This is a genomic window from Microvirga sp. P4_A5, from assembly GCF_056402495.1.
The window spans coordinates 37,106-59,502 of sequence record NZ_JBFUHH010000007.1 but is presented as its reverse complement, the minus strand read 5'-3'; the positions used below and the strand labels follow the sequence as shown (position 1 = coordinate 59,502).

At 63.0% G+C, this 22,397-nt stretch carries 21 protein-coding genes; 14 read left to right on the top strand and 7 right to left on the bottom strand.

Annotated elements, in window-relative coordinates:
* Positions 1–25: 25 nt before the first annotated feature.
* The 8 genes from purT (at position 26) to AC1DVM_RS04140 (ending at position 6,696) form a co-directional block, all read left to right on the top strand.
* Complete coding sequence (gene purT / locus AC1DVM_RS04175) at positions 26–1,198, top strand: formate-dependent phosphoribosylglycinamide formyltransferase (protein ID WP_477252274.1); 1,173 nt, start codon at positions 26–28, stop codon at positions 1,196–1,198.
* Between the two features lie 104 nt (positions 1,199–1,302).
* On the top strand, positions 1,303–1,641 hold the full coding sequence (locus tag AC1DVM_RS04170) for a DUF2293 domain-containing protein (protein ID WP_477252273.1): 339 nt from the start codon (positions 1,303–1,305) through the stop codon (positions 1,639–1,641).
* Positions 1,642–1,680: 39 nt separating this feature from the next.
* Positions 1,681–2,160 (top strand): N-acetyltransferase family protein, encoded by a 480-nt coding sequence (locus AC1DVM_RS04165; RefSeq protein ID WP_477252271.1) that lies wholly within the window; start codon positions 1,681–1,683, stop codon positions 2,158–2,160.
* Positions 2,161–2,182: 22 nt separating this feature from the next.
* Positions 2,183–2,695 (top strand): dihydrofolate reductase, encoded by a 513-nt coding sequence (locus AC1DVM_RS04160; RefSeq protein ID WP_477252269.1) that lies wholly within the window; start codon positions 2,183–2,185, stop codon positions 2,693–2,695.
* A gap of 138 nt (positions 2,696–2,833) precedes the next feature.
* Positions 2,834–3,973 carry an FtsH protease activity modulator HflK gene (gene hflK, locus AC1DVM_RS04155; RefSeq protein WP_477252268.1) on the top strand — a complete coding sequence of 380 codons (1,140 nt, stop codon included), beginning with the start codon at positions 2,834–2,836 and terminating at the stop codon, positions 3,971–3,973.
* Positions 3,970–4,896, top strand: coding sequence for a protease modulator HflC (gene hflC / locus AC1DVM_RS04150; protein WP_477252266.1), 927 nt, complete (start codon positions 3,970–3,972; stop codon positions 4,894–4,896). Before hflK ends, hflC begins: the two co-directional genes overlap by 4 nt.
* Before the next feature lie 6 nt (positions 4,897–4,902).
* On the top strand, positions 4,903–5,094 hold the full coding sequence (locus AC1DVM_RS04145; RefSeq protein ID WP_477252264.1) for a DUF2065 domain-containing protein: 192 nt from the start codon (positions 4,903–4,905) through the stop codon (positions 5,092–5,094).
* 96 nt (positions 5,095–5,190) lie between these two features.
* Positions 5,191–6,696: a DegQ family serine endoprotease gene (locus tag AC1DVM_RS04140; RefSeq protein WP_477252316.1), complete on the top strand. Its 1,506-nt coding sequence runs from the start codon at positions 5,191–5,193 to the stop codon at positions 6,694–6,696.
* A gap of 370 nt (positions 6,697–7,066) precedes the next feature.
* Here AC1DVM_RS04140 and AC1DVM_RS04135 read toward each other — a convergent pair whose 3' ends face one another.
* The 3 genes from AC1DVM_RS04135 to serB all read right to left on the bottom strand — a co-directional run bounded on the left by AC1DVM_RS04135 (position 7,067) and on the right by serB (position 10,984).
* Entirely contained in the window at positions 7,067–9,112 is a 2,046-nt protein-coding gene (locus AC1DVM_RS04135; protein ID WP_477252263.1) for a cadherin domain-containing protein, read from the bottom strand.
* Positions 9,051–9,971 carry a calcium-binding protein gene (locus AC1DVM_RS04130; protein WP_477252261.1) on the bottom strand — a complete coding sequence of 307 codons (921 nt, stop codon included), beginning with the start codon at positions 9,969–9,971 and terminating at the stop codon, positions 9,051–9,053. The genes AC1DVM_RS04135 and AC1DVM_RS04130 overlap by 62 nt, the downstream gene beginning before the upstream one ends.
* Positions 9,972–10,078: 107 nt before the next feature.
* Positions 10,079–10,984: a phosphoserine phosphatase SerB gene (gene serB, locus AC1DVM_RS04125; protein ID WP_477252260.1), complete on the bottom strand. Its 906-nt coding sequence runs from the start codon at positions 10,982–10,984 to the stop codon at positions 10,079–10,081.
* A gap of 14 nt (positions 10,985–10,998) precedes the next feature.
* Here serB and miaA point away from each other — a divergent pair, with 14 nt between their 5' ends.
* The gene (gene miaA / locus AC1DVM_RS04120) at positions 10,999–11,949 is read left to right on the top strand and encodes a tRNA (adenosine(37)-N6)-dimethylallyltransferase MiaA (RefSeq protein WP_477252258.1); all 951 of its coding nucleotides are present in this window, start codon (positions 10,999–11,001) and stop codon (positions 11,947–11,949) included.
* Here miaA and AC1DVM_RS04115 read toward each other — a convergent pair.
* Positions 11,909–12,736: an RMD1 family protein gene (locus AC1DVM_RS04115; RefSeq protein WP_477252256.1), complete on the bottom strand. Its 828-nt coding sequence runs from the start codon at positions 12,734–12,736 to the stop codon at positions 11,909–11,911. The two genes, miaA and AC1DVM_RS04115, sit on opposite strands and share 41 nt — an antisense overlap.
* A gap of 281 nt (positions 12,737–13,017) precedes the next feature.
* Here AC1DVM_RS04115 and AC1DVM_RS04110 point away from each other — a divergent pair, with 281 nt between their 5' ends.
* From AC1DVM_RS04110 to ilvN, 3 genes are read left to right on the top strand one after another with little or no spacing between them, the layout of a single operon-like run.
* A complete protein-coding gene (locus tag AC1DVM_RS04110; protein ID WP_477252255.1) occupies positions 13,018–14,790 on the top strand; it encodes an acetolactate synthase 3 large subunit in 1,773 nt (590 codons plus the stop codon).
* A 4-nt stretch (positions 14,791–14,794) separates the two neighbouring features.
* A complete protein-coding gene (locus tag AC1DVM_RS04105; protein WP_477252253.1) occupies positions 14,795–15,475 on the top strand; it encodes a glutathione S-transferase family protein in 681 nt (226 codons plus the stop codon).
* Positions 15,476–15,505: 30 nt separating this feature from the next.
* The gene (gene ilvN, locus AC1DVM_RS04100) at positions 15,506–16,048 is read left to right on the top strand and encodes an acetolactate synthase small subunit (RefSeq protein WP_477252251.1); all 543 of its coding nucleotides are present in this window, start codon (positions 15,506–15,508) and stop codon (positions 16,046–16,048) included.
* A 2-nt stretch (positions 16,049–16,050) separates the two neighbouring features.
* Here ilvN and AC1DVM_RS04095 read toward each other — a convergent pair whose 3' ends face one another.
* Positions 16,051–16,599, bottom strand: a complete 549-nt coding sequence (locus AC1DVM_RS04095) for a DUF924 family protein (RefSeq protein ID WP_477252249.1) — start codon at positions 16,597–16,599, stop codon at positions 16,051–16,053.
* A gap of 280 nt (positions 16,600–16,879) precedes the next feature.
* On the opposite strand from AC1DVM_RS04095, the gene ilvC reads away from it, so the two are divergent.
* Positions 16,880–17,899 (top strand): ketol-acid reductoisomerase, encoded by a 1,020-nt coding sequence (gene ilvC / locus AC1DVM_RS04090; RefSeq protein ID WP_477252248.1) that lies wholly within the window; start codon positions 16,880–16,882, stop codon positions 17,897–17,899.
* 259 nt (positions 17,900–18,158) lie between these two features.
* On the top strand, positions 18,159–21,305 hold the full coding sequence (locus AC1DVM_RS04085) for a PAS domain S-box protein (protein ID WP_477252246.1): 3,147 nt from the start codon (positions 18,159–18,161) through the stop codon (positions 21,303–21,305).
* A gap of 12 nt (positions 21,306–21,317) precedes the next feature.
* Here the strand turns inward: AC1DVM_RS04085 and AC1DVM_RS04080 are convergent, their stop codons facing one another.
* Together AC1DVM_RS04080 and AC1DVM_RS04075 are read right to left on the bottom strand one after the other, a co-directional pair.
* Complete coding sequence (locus AC1DVM_RS04080) at positions 21,318–21,668, bottom strand: hypothetical protein (RefSeq protein WP_477252244.1); 351 nt, start codon at positions 21,666–21,668, stop codon at positions 21,318–21,320.
* Between the two features lie 126 nt (positions 21,669–21,794).
* Positions 21,795–22,313 (bottom strand): DedA family protein, encoded by a 519-nt coding sequence (locus AC1DVM_RS04075; RefSeq protein ID WP_477252243.1) that lies wholly within the window; start codon positions 22,311–22,313, stop codon positions 21,795–21,797.
* Positions 22,314–22,397 lie beyond the last annotated feature (84 nt).

Here is a 22,397-nt window from a genome sequence, read left to right as displayed (position 1 = left end):
CGTCTCGCACAAGATGGACCCCGCCATGGTTTTCACCGCAAAGATCCTGCTCCTCGGCTCCGGCGAGCTGGGCAAGGAATTCGCAATCTCGGCCAAGCGGTATGGCTGTTACGTCGTGGCGTGCGATGCCTATCCGGCGGCGCCCGCGATGCAGGTCTCCGACGAGGCCGAGGTTTTTTCGATGCTGGATGCCGAGGCCCTGCGCGCTGTCATCCACAAGCATCGTCCGGACTATATCGTGCCCGAAGTGGAGGCGATCAGAACGGAGGTCCTGCAGGAGGTCGAGGCCGAGGGCTACGCGGTCGTGCCTTCGGCGCGCGCCACCTATATGACGATGAATCGCGATCGCATTCGCGACGTCGCGGCGGCCGAGCTTGGTTTGCGAACCTCCCGCTATCGTTACGCGGAAAGCCTCGAGGAGGTTCTGGCCGGCGCGTCGTTCACGGGCCTGCCCTGCGTCATCAAGCCGGTCATGTCGTCCTCGGGCAAAGGGCAGAGCACCGTGCGCCATGCGGACGATCTCGAAAAGGCGTGGGACGACGCGGTCGGCAACATGCGTGGAGATCGCCGGAAGGTGATCGTCGAGGAATTCGTGCCGTTTGATTACGAAATCACCCTGCTGACCGTCCGAACGCGGGACGGCGTCAAATTCTGCGAGCCGGTCGGTCACCGGCAGGAACGGGGCGATTATCGGGAATCGTGGCAACCGGTCGCCATGACCCGGAAAGCCCTCGACGACGCGAAGGAAATGGCCGCCAAGGTCGTCGATAACCTTGGTGGCTATGGCGTTTTCGGCGTCGAGTTTTTCGTGGCCAAGGACGAGGTGATCTTCTCCGAATTGTCACCCCGGCCGCACGACACCGGCATGGTCACGCTCATCTCGCAGAATCTTTCGCAGTTCGATCTTCACGTCCGCGCCATCCTGGGATTGCCGATTCCCGGCGTCACGCTCCACGGACCCTCCGCATCCGCCGTCATTCTCGCCGATCGGGACGCCGATGATTTCACCGTCACCGGGCTTGCCGACGCGCTGCGGGGCGCGGAAGGGTCCGAGGTCGAGGTCCGGATCTTCGGCAAGCCGACGACGCGGCCCTATCGTCGCATGGGTGTCGCGCTCGCCCTGTCGGAGACGACGGAGGCGGCTCGCAACGCGGCCCGGGACGCGGCTGACCGGGTCACGATCACGTATGGAGGCTAGCCGCCCGGTCGGCCTGACGCAAAATTGCCGTGGAGACTTCAACGCGGCTTCTTGGCGTCGGACGTTCCCTGGTCCAACCTCATGGCGAACGTCACGGATGCGACATGGCCAGTCTGGATTGGTGTGCGGGTCGAACCATGAACCGGCGGGAAGCCATTGAAAGCGCAGTCCGCGTTCTGGCGCCGCGCATTCCTCGTCATGAATTCGAAGCCGTTACCGACCACGCCCTCGTCAGCCGGGGTTTGCGGACCGCGTTGCCAGATGCCGCGGCCTGGCTTTCCCTGGTCTCCTACATCCGCCATCGCCTGACGGATTACGATGCCCTCCTCGACGACGGATACGATGCCGAGAGCGCGCGTTTCTTCGTGCTCGACGACATGAACGCGGTCCTGAACGAATGGGGTTCGTCCCGGCGGGTTGACGGTGAGGAAGCGGAGGCGTGATGCTGCGCGGCGGCGTGTTGTCGCGGAAAGATTCGCCTGATGTCACTCGTTATCCGCAAAGCCGAACCGGCCGATGCGTCTCTGATCTTCGCCTTCGTTCAGGAACTGGCCGCCTTCGAGAAGCTGACCCACGAGGTCGACGCCACCCGGCACGACATCGAAGCGGCGCTGTTCGGCGGGCAGCCAAAGGTATTCGCCAATATCGCCGAATGGAACGGAGAGCCTGCCGGCTTCGCTCTGTGGTTCTACAACTTTTCGACCTTTCGCGGTCGCCACGGGCTTTATCTGGAAGATCTCTTCGTCCGGCCGGAATTCCGGTCCCAGGGCGTCGGCAAGGCCCTGCTGCGAAATCTCGCCCGCCGATGCGTCGCAGAGGATCTGGCTCGCCTGGAATGGTGGGTGTTGGACTGGAACGAGCCCGCGCTTCGCTTCTATCGATCTCTCGGGGCGGTTCCGATGGACGAATGGACGGTTCAACGGGTGACGGGAGAGGCCTTGGGGAGGCTTGCGAAGACCTGAAACACTCGTAATAGAAGAAACCATGACCGTATCCCTCATCCTTGTCGTGGCCGCCGCCGATAACGGGGTGATCGGCGGCGACAATCGTCTCCTCTGGCGTCTCAAGACGGACCTCAGGCGTTTCCGGGATCTCACCTGGGGCAAGCCCATGATCATGGGCCGGAAGACTTTCCAATCCATCGGCAAGCCCCTGCCGGGCCGGGAAACCATCGTGTTGACCCGGGATCGGGCTTTCGAGGCGGAGGGCGTCCATGTGGCGCGAAGCTGGGAGGATGCAGCGGCCCGGGGGGAGCGTCTGGCGCGGGACATGGGGACCACCGAGGTGGCAGTCGTCGGGGGCGCCGAGATCTACGCCCTTGCGCTGCCTCACGTTCAGAAGATTTTCCTGACACGGGTCCACGCCAGCCCGTCCGGAGACGCGATTTTTCCGGCCGTCAGCCCGGCCGAATTCCGGGAGATTCGTCGGCAAGAGCTTCCAAAGGGCCCCGATGACGAACATTCGTTCACCTTTATCGATCTCGAAAGGCGAAGCTGACCCCGGCTACGGTTGAAGAAAGCTTCCTCAATCCCCAACTCGCAGCCTTGACAGGCGGGAGACAGACCACCCACAACCGCCTCGTAATCCTATCGGCTGTCAGATGGCCGGTCTTTTCAGAGTGAGGAAAAGCGACCTATGCCTTGGAGTAACCAAAGCGGCGGCGGAGGCCCATGGGGCCAACGTGGCGGATCGGGCGGCGGCAAGAGCCCATGGGGTTCCGGTGGCCCCCAGGGCAACGGTGCCCCCCCCGATCTCGAAGACATCCTGCGCCGCAGCCAGGATCGCCTCAAAACCATCATGCCGGGCGGCTCGATGGGCGGCAAAGGTCTGATCGCGCTTCTCCTCGGCGCCATTGTGATCTGGCTCCTGACCGGTTTCTACACCGTTCGGCCGAGCGAGGTCGGCATCAACATGATTTTCGGCAAGTACAAGGGCACGACAGGGGAGGGCCTTCGCTACAACCTGCCTTACCCGATCGGCCGGGTGATCAAGCCCAACGTCACGGAGCAGCAGCGCATCGAAGTCGGCTATCGTTCGTCCGCCAATGCGCAGCAGCGCTCTCGTGACGTGATCGAGGAAAGCCTGATGCTGACGGGGGACGAGAACATCGTCGATATCGATTTCGATGCCGTGTGGCAGGTCAACGCCGCCCGCGCCCAGGATTTCGTGTTCAATCTCCAAAACCCGGAGGGCACCATCAAGGCCGTGGCGGAGAGCGCCATGCGCGAGGTCATCGGACGGCGCAACATCCAGGCCGTTCTCACGACTGAGCAGGCGAGCGTCGCCCAGGAAGTTCGCCAGATCATGCAGGAAACCCTCGATGCCTACGGCGCGGGCGTTCTCATCAACGTGGTGCAGATGCAGGCCGTGCAGCCGCCCGCCGATGTGAAGCAGGCCTTCTTCGACGTGAACGCGGCGCAGCAGGACGCCGTGCGCGTGCAGAACGAGGCCGAGACCTTCGCCAGCCGGATCATCCCGGAAGCCCGAGGCGACGCCGCGCGGACCGTGCAGCAGGCCGAAGGCTATCGCGAGCAATCGGTCGCCGATGCGTCGGGTCAGGCGGGTCGCTTCCGGCAGGTCTACGAGGAATACCGGAAAGCCCCGGCGGTCAGCCGCGAGCGGATTTTCCTCGAGACGATGGAGCGCGTCTACGGTGGGGTCGACAAGATCATCATCGATCAGGGCAGCCAGAACGTCGTGCCTTACCTACCCCTCAACGAAATGCGTCGGGCTCCCCAGGCCGGAACTGCGGCGCAGCCGGGAGCAACGCGATGAACAACTCCGCTCTTCGCACCGGTTTGCTGATCCTCATCGGTGTGGTGGTGATCGTGCTCTACAGCTCGGTCTACTTCGTCCAGCAAACCCAGAATGCGCTCGTGCTGCGCTTCGGCGCGGTGCAGGCCGAAATCAAGGACGATCCGGGCCTGCATTTCAAGATGCCGCTCATCGACAACGTGACGTATTTCGACAAGCGCGTTCTGGACCTCGACCTTCCCGTCCAGACCCTGCTTTCGGCCGACCGCCAGAATCTCGAGGTGGATGCTTTCACGCGCTACCGAATCGTCGATCCGCTGAAATTCTATCAGGCGGTCGGTGGCATTCCGCTGGCGAACCAGCGCCTGACCAGCTTCACCAACTCCGCCATGCGTAACGTCCTGGCGAGCGCCTCGCGCGACGCCATCGTGCGGACAGAGCGCGGCGGATTGATGAACCGGATCCAGGTGGACGTGAACCGGCAGGCCGCAAGCCTCGGAATCGAAATGGTCGATGTCCGGCTGACCCGCGTGGATCTTCCAGCGGCCAACAGCCAGGCTGTCTATCAGCGCATGCGCACCGAGCGCGAGCGGGAGGCGGCCGATCTGAGGGCGAACGGGCAACAGCGGGCGCAGACGATCCGTGCCAAGGCCGAGCGTGACGCCGTCGTCATCCGCGCCGAAGCCAACCGCCAGTCTGAGGAATTGCGCGGCCAGGGCGACGCCGACAAGAACCGCATCCTCGCGGAGGCCTTCGGACAGGACCCCGACTTCTTCGCCTTTTATCGCTCGATGCAGGCCTATGAAGTTGGATTGAAATCGTCCGATACCCGTCTGGTCCTGAGCCCGACATCGAATTTCTTCCGGTTCTTCAACGATGCGTCCGGCGGTCGGAACGGCGCGGCTGACGCCGCCCGCCCGACCCAGCCGGCACCGGCGCAATAAGCGCATATGCTCGACCTCATATCAGCCCTCGGCCTCGCTCTCGCGGTCGAGGGCATATTGTTTGCAGCATTCCCCGACGGGATGCGGCGGGCGATGTATGAGGCCGCCCACAGCCCGAGCGACCGAATGCGGGTCGTCGGCATTATTTCAGCCGTCGTCGGTGTCGCGATCGTGTGGGGCATCCGTCATCTGAGCTGAAATTTAGCCCCGCTTCCGCCGCAATCGACGCTTGAATGGCGATATGGATCAACCAAATTTAGAGCTCTCCAGAGAGGATCGTCGATGGACCACACGATGAATGCGCCAGCCTCATCCCGACCAGCGCCCCGGCCGTCAAGGTTCCGGTTGGCGGCGTCCTGCCTGGCGGTCGTGACCCTTTTGACCACTTCGGTGCCGATGGCGGCCCAGGCCCGCTCGGCCCCTGAATCCTTCGCGGATCTCGCCGAGGAGGTAACGGGTGCGGTGGTCAACATTTCGGCCTCGACCACGGTCGAAGCCCGCAACCGCACCCTGCCGCAGCTCCCGCCCGGCACACCCTTCGAAGACCTGTTCGAGGAGTTCTTCAACCGGCGCGGTCAAGGCAACGGCAACGGGGGCGGGGAAAACGCTCCGCAGCGCCAGCGGCGCTCGAATTCGCTCGGATCGGGTTTCGTCATCGACCCGTCCGGTATCGTTGTCACCAACAATCACGTGATCGGCGACGCGAACGACATCAGCGTGATCTTTCCCGATGGCACCCGCCTGAAAGCGGAGATCATCGGCAAGGATTCCAAGGTCGATCTCGCGGTCCTGAAGGTAAAAAGCGACAAGCCGCTTAAAGCCGTGAAATTCGGCGAGTCCGACCGACTGCGTCCCGGCGATTGGGTGATGGCCATCGGCAACCCGTTCGGCCTCGGCGGCTCCGTCACCGCGGGGATCATTTCGGCTCGCGGCCGCAACATCGAATCCGGTCCCTACGACAATTACATCCAGACGGACACTGCCATCAACAAGGGCAATTCGGGCGGCCCCTTGTTCAACATGGACGGCGAGGTCATTGGCATCAACACGGCGATCCTCTCGCCCACGGGAGGCTCTGTCGGCATCGGCTTCGCCGTTCCGGCGTCGACTGCGGTCCCGGTCATCGAGCAGCTTCGCGAATTCGGTGAAACCCGTCGCGGCTGGCTCGGCGTCCGCATCCAGAACGTCGACGACGCCACCGCCGAAGCGCTCAACCTTGGCGCCGCGCGCGGCGCTCTCATCGCCGGCGTGGACGACAAAGGCCCGGCCAAACCGGCCGGGCTCGATGTCGGCGACGTCATCGTCAAGTTCGACGGCAAGGAGGTCAAGGAATCGCGCGATCTCCCGCGCATCGTCGCCTCGAGTCCCGTCGGCAAGGCCGTGGACGTGGTGATCGTGCGAAAGAGCCAGCAACTCACGAAGCAGGTGACGCTCGGACGTCTGGAGGATGGCGAGAAGCAGGCAACCTTGCAGGCGCCCTCCACCGACACTCCGACGGTCACCCGCCAGGCACTGGGCCTCAATCTCGCAGGCATCAACGACGAGCTGCGCCGCCGCTTCAATCTGAAGGACGATCTGAAGGGCGTCGTCATCACCCGGGTCGATCCCAACTCGGCCGCGGCCGACAAGCGGATCCAGGCCGGCGAAGTGATCGTCGAGATCAGCCAGGAGCCGGTCGCGAGCCCGGCGGACGTCACCAAGCGGATCGACAACCTCAAGAGCCAGGGCCGCAAATCCGCCCTGCTGCTGGTTGCGACCCCGCAAGGCGAAGTGCGGTTCGTCGCGTTGTCGATCGAGTAGCCGGCGCGTCACGGAACTTTAAGAAAGGCGGCTTCGGGCCGCCTTTTTTGTTGGGCTTCCATTTTTCCGTAGGATGGCGGCTTCCCAGCCAGTTCGCGGAGCAGCACGACAACGAAGATGGTCTTGCCGGTTCGCGAGATTTTCAGCGCTGCGCCGAAGGCTTATCGCCCCGAGGAGCGAAACCTTCACGGGGCACCACGATCAATACGGACCGATGTCACCAGAAGGGGCGGTTTGCCGGCCGATCCCGGAACCCGATAAGGCGGTCTGCAAGACAGGCGCGAGCGGCAGACAGGGATATTGAGACCGGCCTGGAAATGAAAAGAGAGCCCGGTGGGGCCCTCTGATCGTTACATATCGAGAATGGTCCTTAGACGATGAAGAAGTCCAGGTTGGAAAGGCTGCTCAAGCCTTTTTTCAGCGTCGCAAAGTGTACCGCGGCTTTGTCGCCGGAGCCGTCTGCGTCATAGAAGACCTTGCCGTTCTTGGCGTTGTAGAGAATCCGATCCTCCGCGTCCTGGGCCTTCGCGCCGAGGGCAAAGGCGTCTTTTGCGAGGACGCCCTTCTTGCCGATCGCCTTGAAGATCGACTTGGACAATTCGATCGTATCGTCCTTGACGGAGAAATCCGTGATGCGGTCGACATTGCCTTTGCCGAGTTTCGTTGCAAAGACGAACGTGTCCTTGCCAGCACCGCCGGTCAGGGTGTCCGCGCCCAGATCGCCGGACAGCACATCCTCGCCGCGTCCGCCGAAGAGCCGGTCATCGCCGCCCCCGCCCGACAGGGAATCGTCGCCCGCGCCGCCCGTGATGGAGTCGTGACCGTTATTGCCGGACAGCACTTCATCGCCGTCGCCACCCATGATGGTGTCGTTGGCGTCTCCGCCGGTCTCATCGGTTTCATCTTCCAGCAAGATGGTGAATACCTTGTCGAAAGAGGCTCCGTGGGAGTCGGTCACCCGTATGGTCACCGTATGCGACGACGCCGATTCGTAATCGAGTCGGGCGCCGTCCGCGACGACGAGCTCATCGCCAACGATCGCGAAACGTCCATCCGCGTTATCCCGCAAAGTGTACGTGAAGGTCTCGCCGGCGTCCGGGTCCTTGGCGAAGAGCACGCTGACGACTGTCCCGTTCTCGCTGTTCTCCGAAATCGTCTGATCCGACAGGAGGATGTCGATGGGCGCGTGGTTCTCAGTCGGAGGCGGGGGTGGAGGCTGCTGATCGTCGTCGACATCGCCGATGTGGATCGTGAACGTCTTGGTGAAGTTCACTTGCGGGCCCGTCATCCGAACCGTAACGGCATGGGATTGGACTGACTCATAATCGAGATCGGCGTCCTTCTGCACGACGATCTTGTTGCCGACAATCTTGAAGCGCCCGCCCGCGTTGTCGACGAGTTCGTACGACATCAGCTCAGCAGGAACCTCGACGGGCTCCAGATGTCCAACGACCGTGTATTCGCCCGAGTTTTCGAGCACCGTGTCGCCGACGAGGCTGAGATTGACGCCGATCGACACTTCGTCCGGCACGTCCAGCACGCTGATGACGAAGGTCTTCTCCGTCGAGAGGCCGCGCGAATCCGTGACGCGGACCTTGATCTCGTGCGAGGTGTTGGTTTCGAAATCGAGTTTCGATCCGTCCTTCACAACCAGCATGTTGCCCTGAAGCCGGAAGCGGCCGCCGGCGTCATTCAGCAGCGTGTAGTCAAGCAGATCGCCATCGATGTCGCGTGCATTGACGTGGCCGACGGCCATGCCCTCCTGGGCGTTCTCGTGCACGACATCGCCGTAAATGTGCAGCTCGATGGGAGCGTGGTTGTCCGGCGATGGTATTTCAGGAACATCGAGCACGCGGATCGTGAAAGTCTTGTCGGTCGATAGACCAAGAGAATCCGTGACCCGAACCGTAATATTGTGTGTCGAATTGGTCTCGTAATCGAGCTTCGATCCGTCGTTCACGATCAGCATGTTCTCGTGCAGGCTGAAGCGTCCCCCGGCGTCGTCGACGAGGGAGTAGGTCAGGAAATTGCCGTCGGGGTCCCGGGCGAGGAAGTGGCCGAACGCCGAGGTGTTGGGCGCATTTTCATGAATGGCGTCGCCGAACAGGACAATGTCGGTAGGAGCGTGGTTGGGTGGCGGAGGCGGAGGCGAGGGGGCCACAGCCTGCAGAACTTGCTGAAGCGTCCAAACCGTACCGTCCGAGAAGATCAATTCTTCGATCGGCCCGCCCAAGGGCAGTCCGTTGAAATATCCGCCGATATTGAGCGTCGACCCGCCGGAGGTGATGGTAAGTCCTCCCATGGTCGCGTCCCGAATGAAGGTCAGGTCGGAGGCCAGCGCGTCGATGCGGACTTTATCGCTGCCGCTTCCGTCGAAAATATAATCGAAGGTTCCGGTTCCCGGTTTCCAACACATAGGTGTCGTTGCCTTCGCCGCCCCACATGTCGTCGTTGCCGGCGCCGCCATCGATCCAGTCGTTTCCGGCATTGCCATGGATGTCGTCGTCACCGCCGAGTCCATAAAAGGTCTGGTCGCTGGTGTTGCCGTTCAGGGTGTCGTTACCCTCGGTACCGACAACCGCGCCCGCCGGAGTCGAGGGAGGAACGGGCACCGGGTCGCCGCTGTTCGGATTGTAGACATGGACCGTCAGCTCTTCCTCGTGGGAGCCGCCGTGAATGTCTTGAACCCTCACTTTGATGGTGTGCGATTGCGCGGTCGCGTAGTCGATGGCCGCGCCGTTGGCGACTACGATCTGGTTCCCGCGCGTGAGGGCAAAGCGGCCCCCGGCGCTGTCGACCAGCGAGTATGTCAACGTGTAGCCATCCGGATCCACCGCCTCGACGTATCCGATAATATTGCCGGGATTGCAGTGCTGCGTAACGTGATCGCCCTTGAGGCCGAGCACCACCGGGGCTTGATTGACCGCGGGAGGAGGCGGAGCGCCGTGACTGTCGGCTTCCACATCGCTCACATAGACCCTGACGAGAGAATCGCGATAGGCGCCTCGGCTGTCCATGGTGCGAATGACGATGTCGTGCTTGGAAGCGGTCTCATAGTCGAGAAGAGAACTATCCGCCACGACCAGCCGGCCATTGACGATGGCGAAACGGCCGCCTGCATCGTGGAGGAGCGAGAAGGACACCGCGTCGCCCTCGTTATCGGTTCCGAGGAGCGTGCCGAGGTAGGTTCCGTTGCTGGTAGTCTCGAGGACGTGCATGTCCGTACCCTGGATACCGAGATGGGGTGCGGTGTTCGGCGGCGTGGGTGTAGGCATGGCCGGTTCCTGCGACAAAATGACGTAACAGCGTTATATCGTCACATTAATCGCAGCAATCAATTCCTAGTTGTATAAGATAAATAACCTCACACCAGGATAGAATGTTAAGAGGCAATCGATCCTTCGGCATAGCCCTGCGCATAAAGCAGCGCCGTCAGGTCGCCATGGTCGATCCTCGCATGTGCCGCTGCGGCAACAGCCGGCTTGGCCCGGAACGCCACGCCGAGACCGGCCTCGCCCAGCATCGCAAGGTCGTTGGCGCCATCGCCCACGGCCAGGGTCTCGTGGGGCGCGAGGCCAAGTCGATCGCGCAGTTCGATCAAGGTGGCGAGCTTGGCTTCGCGGCCGAGGATCGGCTCCTGTACCAGTCCGGAGAAGCGTTCGCCCTCCACGATCAAGGTGTTCGACCGATGTTCGTGAAAGCCGATCCTGGACGCCACCGGGCCGGTAAACAGTGTGAAGCCGCCCGACACCAGACAGGTGTAACCCCCGTTGGCCCGCATGGTCTGGACCAGCGCCCGGCCGCCGGGCGTGGGGGTGATGCGGCTTTCCATGATTTCGTCGACGACGCCGACCGGCAGGTTCCGCAGCAGGGCGACGCGCTCCCGCAAAGCCGGCTCGAAGGCGATCTCGCCGTTCATGGCACGCTCGGTAATGGCCGAGACCTCGGCCTTCAGGCCGACGAAATCGGCGAGCTCGTCGATGCATTCCTGCCCGATCATCGTGGAATCCATGTCCGCGAGGAAAAGCTTCTTTCGCCGCTGGGCGACCGGCTGGATCACGATGTCGATCGGCTCATCGCCGATCTCGGCTCTCAGACGGGCCTCGACGATGGCCGGGTGGATTTCCGCATGGGGGAACAGGTCGGCGGCGATTCCGCTTGCCAGGACGGCATGTTGCGTTTCATCTCCGAGCGCCCTTGCGACCCTTGCCACCAACGCATCGGTAACGGCCCGTCGCGAGGGGTTGGCGACGAGCGTCGCGACCATGAAATCCTGGGGAGATGCCATCGTGGGGACCGTTTGTGAGTGACGTCGGAATCGGCGCGATTCTCATTGCAGGGCCGACCGCGTCAGGCAAGTCCGCATTGGCGATCAAGCTGGCAAAGACTCTCGGCGGCGTCGTGATCAATGCGGATTCGATGCAGGTTTACGGCGATCTCCGGGTGATTACCGCGCGGCCCACCGTTGAGGAAGAGGCGGAAGCGCCGCACCGGCTGTTCGGCCACGTGGATGCGGGCGTCAACTTCTCGGTCGGTCGCTACATGGTCGATGCCRTGTCGGCGCTTGCGGAATGCGGTGCGGAGCGCTTGCCGATTTTCGTCGGCGGGACCGGCCTGTATTTCAAGGCGCTGACCGAGGGCTTGTCTGACATGCCTGCGGTGCCGGATGAAGTCCGCGAGCAGGTTCGGCGCGAGAGCGAAGGCCTCGCAACCCCCGCCTTGCACAGGCTTCTCAGCGAGCGCGACCCCGAAACCGCTTCCCGCTTGCGGCCGTCCGATCGCCTGCGGGTCCAGCGCGCGCTGGAAATCGTCGCCGCGACCGGGCGCCCCCTGGCGTCGTTCCACGGCGCCCGCCGGCCGGGTCCGCTGGCCGACCGGCGCGTGGTCAAGCTGTTCCTCTCGCCGAAGCGCGACGAGCTGAGACAGCGCATCGACCGGCGTTTCGTCACCATGATGGAGACCGGCGCGCTCGACGAAGTCCGGGCGCTGGCGGTGCGGAACCTCGACCCCATGCTGCCGGCCATGCGGGCGCATGGCGTGCCGGGTCTCATGGCCCATCTGAGGGGCGAGATCGATCTCGAAGAGGCGATCACACGGGGGCAGGGGGATACGCGGCGGTACGCGAAACGGCAATTCACCTGGTTCAGGCACCAGCTCGCGGATTGGACGTGGGTTGCGCCTGAGGAGGGCTATGATGCTGCCCTTCGGATGTTCAGTGACCGCCCTGACCGGTCCACATCTGATAGAAAGTGATGAAGATCTCGAAGACGATCAGCAGCACGATGATCAGCTCCAGCCGCAGGCCCCGCTCCGTGTCGATCAGGTCGGTCAGGGCCTGGGCCGTATCGCCGATGACGTCGAGCTTGCGGTGCAGGGACGCGGCCCTCTCCTTTAGTTCGTATTCGTCCTCGAGACGGGCATAAAGGCGCTCGAGGTCGGGGCGATCCCACAGGACGTCAGGCTTTTCCTCGACCGCCACGCTGCCGGAGACCCGCTGCCGGACCAACAGCGCATTGCCGATATGCTTGAGGATTTCGCGTCGCCCCGCCGGCCGCCGGCCTTTTTCGGCCAGATAGCGCGCAAAGGGTTCGACCTGCTCGAAGACGGCGGCCGCCTGTTTCTCGTCGCGGGCCAGCACGACGCTCTTCGACAGGGCATCGGCGATGACGACGAGGCGGGCGGGGGACAGGTCCTTGATGAAGATCGGGCCGCCGGGCGGAATCTGGTCGTCCTTCTCGGGCAGCAATTCGAGAATCGCGGTCTCTTCCTCGTGGCGCGCAAATTCGCCGACGACGCGCTGGCGCAGGCCACGGATGACTTCGTCTTCCTCGAGCGGCGTGAGGCCCACCAGTACGGCGACGCCGAAGCGGAACAGCGCGACGAATCCATCCTGGCCGGCCTTGAAGGCGAGGGGCGCGGTCGACAGAAGATCGCTCCGCTCGAGGCCCGCCACATCGATGCGGTCGCCCAGCAAAAGGGCGCGCGCGGTCACGTGGGGTCCGCGTGCGGGCGACGAGGGGGGAGCGGACGTATCGGGCATGAGAACCTGCTGAAAAGGAGCCGCTTATCATAAAAGCTGGGCTGTTAATCGCCAAATGCGAGATCGCTTGACCGGATCAAGAGCTTCGGCTAGCGTCTGCGCAACTTTTGAAAATGAGAGACGCACCCGTGCGCAAGGTTATTCTCGTAGTACGAACGCCATCGACGGAGCAGGGTTAGCCTGCAGATCCGGCGATGGCGCACAGGCCCCCCACGAGGGGCCTTTTTTATTGCCTAATCGATCCAGACCAACAAAGACCAGAGACCGACGGAGCGAGTGACATGAGCGAGACCATGACGGGAGCCGAAATGGTGATCCGCACCCTGCAGGACCAGGGCGTCGAGCATATTTTCGGATATCCGGGCGGCGCGGTGCTCCCGATCTACGATGCGATCTTCCACCAGGACCAGGTGAAGCACATTCTGGTGCGCCACGAGCAAGGCGCCGTCCATGCGGCGGAAGGCTATGCGCGGTCCTCCGGCAAGGTAGGCGTCGTGCTGGTGACCTCCGGTCCCGGTGCGACGAACGCGGTGACCGGCCTCACCGACGCGATGATGGATTCGATCCCGATCGTGTGCATCACCGGGCAGGTGCCGACGCATCTGATCGGCTCTGACGCGTTCCAGGAATGCGACACGGTCGGCATCACGCGCCACTGCACGAAGCACAACTATCTCGTCAAATCGATCGAGGATCTGCCGCGCATCCTGCACGAGGCGTTCTATGTGGCGTCGAACGGACGCCCCGGTCCCGTGGTGGTCGACCTGCCGAAGGACATCCAGTTCAAGCTGGGCCTTTATACGCGACCGACGAACAACCAGCACAAGACCTATCGCCCGACCGTCAAGGGCGACATGGAGAAGATCAAGGCCGCGATCGAGCTGATGGCGAACGCCAAGCGGCCGGTCTTCTACACCGGCGGCGGCGTGATCAATTCAGGTCCCCATGCATCCGCGCTGTTGCGCGAGCTTGCTCGCCTCACGGGTTTTCCCGTGACCTCGACCCTGATGGGGCTTGGCGCCTATCCGGCGGCGGACCCGCAATTTCTCGGCATGCTGGGCATGCACGGGACCTACGAGTCGAATCTCGCGATGCATGAATGCGACGTGATGATCAATATCGGTGCGCGCTTCGATGACCGCATCACCGGCAGGCTCGATGCGTTCTCGCCCTATTCCAAGCGCATTCACGTCGACATCGATCCCTCGTCGATCAACAAGAACGTGAAGGTCGATATCCCGATCATCGGGGATTGCGCGCACGTGCTGGAAGACATGGTGCGGTTGTGGCGGCAGACGGCGCCGCAGGTCGACAAGATCGCCCTGAAGGAATGGTGGAACAAGATCGAAGGCTGGCGGTCGCGCAATTGCCTCGCCTACAGGCCCTCGGAGGAAACCATCAAGCCGCAATATGCGATCCAGCGGCTTTACGAACTGACGAAGGGGCGCGAGACTTTCGTGACGACGGAGGTCGGCCAGCATCAGATGTGGGCCGCGCAATATTTCCGCTTCGAGGAACCCAATCGCTGGATGACGTCGGGCGGTCTTGGCACGATGGGCTACGGCTTGCCCGCGGCGATCGGCACGCAGCTCGCGCATCCGAAGGCCTTGGTCGTCGATATCGCGGGCGAAGCCTCGATCCTGATGAACATGCAGGAGATGTCTACGGCCGTTCAATATCGCCTGCCGGTCAAGATCTTCATTCTCAACAACGAGTATATGGGCATGGTGCGCCAGTGGCAGGAATTGCTGCATGGCGGCCGATATTCCGAAAGCTACTCGCAGTCGCTGCCCGATTTCGTGAAGCTCGCGGAAGCCTATGGCGGCGTCGGCATTCGCTGCGATAAGCCCGCTGACCTCGACGCCGCCATTCTCGAAATGATCAACGTCGATCGTCCGGTGATCTTCGATTGCGTGGTCGATAAGACCGAGAATTGCTTCCCGATGATTCCGTCGGGGAAAGCCCATAACGAAATGCTGCTCAACGATTATCTCGGAGAGGCGGGCACCGATCTCGGTTCCGTCATCGACGAGAAGGGCAAGATGCTGGTGTAATGCGATGCCCACGCTCGTGATTGCCAACAAGGTCTATTCGTCCTGGTCGCTTCGTCCATGGCTGCTGATGAGGCAGCTCGGCGTTGCGTTCGACGAGGTCCTGATTCCGCTCGATCTCCCGGACACGAAAGCGCGCAATCTGCAGCATTCGCCCGCTGGCAAGGTGCCGATCCTCATCGATGGCGATGTCACCGTCTGGGAAAGTCTCGCCATCATGGAATACGTGGCGGATGCGTTCGACGCGCCGGTATGGCCGCGGGATCGAAAGGCCCGCGCGATGGCCCGCTCCGTGGCGGCCGAAATGCATTCCGGATTCGCTCAGCTTCGCTCGGCCTGTCCGATGAATCTCGGCCGGAAATACGCGACGCGGGATCGCGGGGCGGGCGTTGCCGCGGATGTCGCGCGGTTCAGCGAGATCGTGCGGCAGGCGCGTGAACGCTTCGGAGAGGGCGGACCTTTCCTGTTCGGCGCATTCTCCGCGGCCGATGCGATGTTCGCACCGCTCGTGACGCGTCTCGACACCTACTCGATCATGCTCGACGCGAATACTCGCTCCTACGTCGATGCGGTGCTGTCGCTGCCGTCATTCGGAGAATGGCGAGACGCAGCCTTGCGCGAGACTTGGATCGTAGACCACGACGAAATCGACGAAGAGCCGATTGAGACTTACCGCAACGCCGCTTGAGGCCATCGCGCCCGGAAAACTCCAAGAGCCATGAGTCAGATGAGCACACATTACCCAGCCGCCACCCGCGTGGAAACAATCAACCGCCACACTCTCGCGGTCGTGGTCGACAACGAGCCTGGCGTCCTCGCGCGCATCGCGGGCCTCTTTTCCGGACGCGGCTACAATATCGAGAGCCTGACGGTCACCRAAACCGAGCACGAGGCGCATATCTCCCGCGTCACGATCGTGACGGCGGGCACCGACAGCATCATCGAGCAGATCAAGAACCATCTCGAAAAGCTCGTGCCGGTTCACCGAGTGGTCGATCTCACGCTCACCGGGGATGCAGTGGAGCGCGAGCTCTGCCTCGTCAAGGTCGTCGGCAAGGGCGATCACCGGGTCGAGGCCATGCGTCTCGCGGCGGCCTTCGGGGCGCGCACGATGGATGCGACGCTGAACTCCTTCGTGTACGAACTCACCGGCACAACCGAAGAGATCGAGCGCTTCATCAAGCTGATGACGGTCGTCGGCCTCGCGGAAGTCTCCCGCACCGGCGTCGCCGCGATGGCGCGCGGCGCGGAAGGAATGTGAGGCTAACCGCGAAAATCGCTCTCCTGCAGAAAGGCGATTTCCTCAGGAGTGGATTCACGGCCGAGTAGAGCGTTGCGATGGGGGAAACGGCCGAAGCTGGCGATGATATCGTGGTGGTGGTGGGCAAATTTGACGGATTCGGGAGCACCGAGCGTCTCGTTGAGGGCCACCGATCGCTGCTGGTCCGCCAAGTTTTCGGAATGCATGAAAGGAAGATAGAAGAAAGCGCGAAGCTGAGGTTCGACCTGCTGGTCGTAACCGCGCTCGATGGCGCGATCCGCGGCAAGGAGCGCCACCGGATCGGTCTTGTAGGTCGCACGGTCGCCCCGGAACATATTCCGGGGGAACTGGTCGAGAAGCAGGATCACCGCGAGCGCGCCCTCAGGCGTCAATTCCCACTCGTTGAGATCGCCCCTGGCGGCGGCCTCATAGGTCGGGAGAAAGCGGTCCCGGCAGGCCTTGTCGAAGGCATCGTCTTTCGAGAACCATTTCGAGGGCCCGGCCTCGCGCCAGAAGGTCAGGATTTCATCGGAGGTAGCAAGAGGTTTCATCGACGTTCCTTGGCTCGCGCGCGTGTCGGAGAGAATGCATATCTGGCGCGCCGGCGGCAAAATGTCATCGTGGCGCTGAAATCTTTCGGATGTCGGTGGCGACGTCCCTCGGTGCGGCACCAACGAGCCGCAGTCATTTTTGGACAAACGATCGCTTGCCAGCGCAGCTTTGTTCGCTAAAACGGCGCTGGAAAACTGGAATGTTGCGCATTGCCCATGTGGGGGCGCAACGAACAACGAAGATCGGGGGCGGATCCCCCTTGGAGAGGACTGAAGAACCATGCGCGTCTATTACGATCGGGATGCCGATATCAATCTGATCAAGGGCAAGAAGGTTGCCATCGTCGGCTACGGCAGCCAGGGCCACGCCCATGCGCTGAACCTGCGCGATTCCGGCGTGAAGGACATCGTCGTTGCCCTTCGCAAGGGTTCCCCGTCCGTCGCGAAAGCCGAGACGGCCGGCATCAAGGTCATGGAAGTGGCCGACGCCGCCAAATGGGCCGACGTCGTGATGATGCTGACGCCCGACGAGCTCCAGGCCGACATCTACGAGGCCGATCTCGCCCCCAACATGAAGCAGGGCGCAGCTTTGCTGTTCGCGCACGGCCTCAACGTGCACTTCAACCTCATCGACCCCCGCAAGGATCTCGACGTGCTGATGGTGGCTCCCAAGGGCCCCGGCCACACCGTGCGCTCGGAATACCAGCGCGGCGGCGGCGTTCCGACCCTCATCGCCATCCATCAGGACGCGACCGGCAACGCGCATGACCTCGGCCTCTCCTACGCGTCCGCCAATGGCGGCGGTCGGGCCGGCATCATCGAAACCACCTTCAAGGAAGAGTGCGAGACCGATCTCTTCGGCGAACAGGTCGTCCTCTGCGGCGGTCTGGTCGAGCTCATCCGCGCCGGCTTCGAGACCCTTGTCGAGGCGGGCTACGCCCCGGAAATGGCCTATTTCGAGTGCCTTCACGAGGTCAAGCTGATCGTCGACCTCATCTATGAGGGAGGCATCGCCAACATGAACTATTCGATCTCGAACACGGCCGAATACGGCGAATACGTCACCGGCCCGCGCATCATCACGTCCGACACGAAGGCCGAAATGAAGCGGGTCCTCACCGACATCCAGTCCGGCAAGTTCACCCGCGACTGGATGCTCGAGAACAAGGTCCACCAGACCTCCTTCAAGGCAACCCGCGCCCGCAACGCCGCGCACCCGATCGAGGATGTCGGCGGCCGTCTGCGCGACATGATGCCGTGGATCAAGGAAAAGGCCCTCGTCGACAAGAGCCGGAACTAGGCAATCGAACGGTTTTCGCCGCCCTTCATGGATGGCTGACGGGAAAAGGGTGGCTCCGGCCGCCCTTTTCGGCGTCTAAGCCTGGCCGTTGCCTTTCCGTCACAGGGGATGCGGCATTCCGATCCGGCACTATCCGAGGATTGTCACCGCGCGGAAGCCCCTTATAAAAAATCTGCGCGCCCTGGCCGTTCACGGACCTCGAGCGCAGAGCAGGGGCTTGATGTCGGAGTTGGTTGATAGCCCGTCCATGATGAGTGACATGCAGACGCGTGTCGACGCGTATGACTGGCACAATAACCCGCTCGGCCCACGCTCGCGGTGGCCGTCGGCGCTGCGCACCCTGGTCGGCGTGATGCTCGGCTCACGCCAGCCCATGTTCGTGGCGTGGGGGCCCGAGCGCATCATGATCTACAATGACGGCTACGCTTCTATTCTGGGGAATCGTCACCCCGGCGCCCTCGGCAGCCCTTTCGCTGAAGTGTGGTTCGACATCCTGCCCGACATCGGGCCGATCATGGATCGGGCTTATGCGGGGGTGGGGACGAATATGGACGATATCCGCTTCGTGATGCACAGGAACGGGTATCCGGAAGAGACGAGCTTCGCATTCTCTTACACACCGGTCCGCAATGAGCAGGGCCAGGTGGAAGGCACGTTCTGCGCCTGCACGGAAACGACCGACAGGCTCCGGGCCGAAGCGCGGGTGCACGAGAAGGAAACCGAGCTTCGTCAGATCCTCGACGGCGCCACCGACTTTGCGATCATCGCGCTCGATCGGGAGGGACGCGTGACGCACTGGAACGCCGGCGCCCGACGAATTCTCGGTTGGGACGAGACCGAGATGGTGGGCCAGACCATTCACCGGTGCTTCATACCCGACGACGTCCGCGCCGGTCGCGTGGAAAGGGAAAGCCGGCAGGCGCGGGATACGGGCTCCGCGGGTGATGAAGGGTGGCGGGTCCGCAAGGACGGATCGAGGTTCTGGGCCAGCGGCCAGATGACGACCGTTCGGGACGCCGGCGGGGTTCTGACGGGCTTCGTCAAGGTCCTGCGCGACCGGACGGCCCAGCGGATGAGCGATGCGGCGCTTGCCTCCAGCGAAGAGCGGCTCCGCATCGCCCAGCAAGCGGGCGGGGTTGGCACCTTTGAATGGGATCCGGTGACCGGCATGGTCAGCATGTCCGAAGAGTTCCGGCGGCTATGGGGTCTTGCCGACGCGGTGCTTCCCCTGACGGCGTTGGGAGATCTGGTCGATCCGGACGATCGCCCCAACGTGGGGTCGCTTCGCGCCGAGTCCCTTGAGAATGCCCTCGACTACACCGAATACCGGATCACCCGGCCTGATAACGGCGAGGTGCGGTGGATCGCGCGGCGCGGCGAAATGTTGCGCGATGCCGAAGGCCGCCTCGCCCGCGGGGTCGGGGTGGTCTACGACATCACCGACAGAAAGCTCGTCGAGGAGGCACTGCGCGAAAGCGAGGCGAAATTCAGGACGTTCTCGCAGGCGATGCCGAACCACGTGTGGACGGCTAACAGCGAGGGCCAGCTCGATTGGTTCAACGAGAAAGTTTATGAGTATTCGGGCGCCCGTCCGGGCGATCTCGATGGGATCCGCTGGAGCGAGATCCTGCATCCAGAGGATGCGCCTAATGCGGGCGCCCTGTGGCTGGAAGCGGTGCGGACGGGGGCCGTCTACCAGACGGAATTTCGCCTTCGTCGGGCCGACGGCGCCTTTCGCTGGCATCTCGCCCGGGCGCTGCCGATCAGGGACGAACTCAGTCGCGTCGCGCGCTGGATCGGCACCAATACCGACATCGAGGATCAGAAGGCCGCCGTCCACGAGCTGGCGCGCCTCAACGCGACCCTCGAGGAGCAGGTGGCGCGGCGCACCCAGGAGCGCGATCGCGTCTGGCGCGTCAGCCGCGAGCTGATCGTCGTCAGCAATCTGGACGGGGTCTACCAAAGCGTGAACCCGGCCTTCGAGCGGACCTTGGGCTGGACCTTCGAGGAGGCGACCGCGCGTCCCTTCATGGCGATGGTCCATCCGGATGATGTTCCGGCAACGATCGCCGAATTCGCGAGGCTCAGCGGGGGATTGGCGACAACGAGCTTCGAATGCCGATTCCGGCATCGCAATGGAACATACCGATGGCTTCACTGGACGGCGGTGCCGGACGAGGATCTGGTCTATGCGGTGGCCCGTGACGTGACGGCCGAGAAAGAGCAGGCGGAAGTCCTTCGACAGACCGAAGAGGCGCTCCGGCAATCGCAGAAGATGGAGGCCGTTGGTCAGCTGACCGGTGGCATCGCACATGATTTCAACAACCTGCTGACGGGCATCCTCGGCTCGATCGAGATGATGCAGAACCGCATCCGCCAGGGCCGGACCGGCGAGCTGCAACGTTACGCAACAGCAGCATCCGACGCGGCGAACCGCGCGGCCGCGCTGACCCACCGCTTGCTGGCCTTCTCCCGCCGCCAGCCCCTCGACCCCAAGGCGGTGGATGCCGACGATCTGATCGCGTCGATGGAGGATCTGCTGCGGCGCACATCGGGTGAAGCGATCGACATCAAGATCGTGCCGACCGCCGACCTGTGGCCCACTTTGTGCGATCCTCACCAACTGGAGAACGCCATCCTCAACCTGGCGATCAACGGGCGCGACGCGATGCCGAACGGCGGCACGCTCGTGCTCGAAACCGCGAACGTCAACATCGACCGGCATGACACGTCGCGGCTGGCCGAGGGTGCGCCGGGCGAATATGTGTGCGTGTGCGTGTCGGACACCGGTGTGGGCATGTCTCGGGAGGTCGCCGAAAAGGCGTTCGACCCGTTCTTCACTACCAAGCCGCTGGGGGAGGGAACCGGCCTCGGCCTTTCGATGGTCTACGGGTTTGCAAGGCAGTCGGAAGGAATTGTGCGCATCTACAGCGAAGTCGGCCATGGCACGACTGTGAAGGTGTTCTTGCCCAAGCACCTCGGCGAGGCCGCTCTAGCCGAGCCCAAGGGAGAGCGTCCGGCTGTCCAGCGCGGGTCCGGCGAGACCGTGCTGGTGGTGGAGGACGAGCCGACCGTCCGCGAACTCGTGGCCGACATCCTGCGCGAGCTCGGCTACCAGGTCCTGCTGGCCAATGATGGCCCTTCGGGCCTGCGGTTGCTGCAATCGAGCATCGACATCGATCTGCTGATTACCGATGTGGGGCTTCCTGGCCTGAATGGACGGCAGCTTGCGGACGCTGCGCGGACCACGCGTCCCGGCCTCAAGGTGCTCTTCATGACCGGCTACGCGGAGAATGCCGCGACGGCCAGCGGATTTCTCGACCCCGGCATGGCCATGATCACGAAGCCCTTCCCAGTGGATGCACTGGCAAACCGCATCCGCGAGATTATTTCCGACCGGCCGTAGGACGGATCGGGATCACGCCAGGGCGTGATTCAACAAAAGCACCACGGCGCTCACGATGCACAGCACATGGGCAAGCGGCCGGGATTGAGCCTTGCTGAAGCGATAGATGCCGAGGCAGATGGCGAGCGACAGAAGGAGGGTCCAGAGGCTCTCCGCGAGCGAGCCCACGGCGTTCTGTGCCGGGGAAGTCGCCGTCCACGTTTCGAGGATCCAGATAGCCGAAAACGCAATGCCGGCAAGCCACCAGCCAAAATGCTGCCACGCGATCGGAAACCCCGGCAGCGCTCCGTCGCCCCCACGCGGCGCCTCCAGCGCATCGGCCTCGTCGTACCAGTCGTAAGTTTCCTGACGGGTCTGGGTCATGAAGCGGCCTCCGGGTTGGCGATGCCGGAACGCTAGCACCGCAACCACACCTCGCCACCTCTACCAACAGAGGGGAAATGGTGGAAAATTGCCGGTATTGCGGGGTTTTCCGCCGTGTGCGCCCGGTCAAAGCAGGTATTGGGCGAGACCTGCTCCCGGCGCCAGCACGATGAAGGCCCACACGAAGGCAGACGCCATATTGGCCGATTGGAAAAGCACACCCGGCATCAGGAAGATGCCGGCGATCAACGGCAGAACGGCCCGCGTCGGACCGAAGAACCTGCCGAAGAAAACGGCCCAGGGACCGAACCGCAGGAAGAAACGCTCGCCACGCTCGATCAGCCTCGGGTCGCGGGATAACGGCCACATCCCGTAGGCGCTCGTCTTGTAATGGCGCCCGATGGCAAAGGAGATCCACCCGCCCAGGACACCTCCGCTCACGGCCCCCAGCCACGCCTGCCAGAACGGGATGTCGGCTGCAGCGAGGGCAAAGCCGACCGCGATCAGGATGGTTGCCGCCGGGACGATCAGCGACACGAAGGCCAGCGATTCCCCAAAGGTCAGCAGCGCCAGCACGATCGGGGCGAACTCACGATTGGCCCGCACGAAATCGACGACAATGTGCGTGAGGGTCTCTAGGTTCATGGGTTCTCCGGGATCGTCGAAAGCTCAAGGCAACCGTCCGAACGGCCGCGATCCTTATGCATCTGTGATGGCTGGGATCAAAGA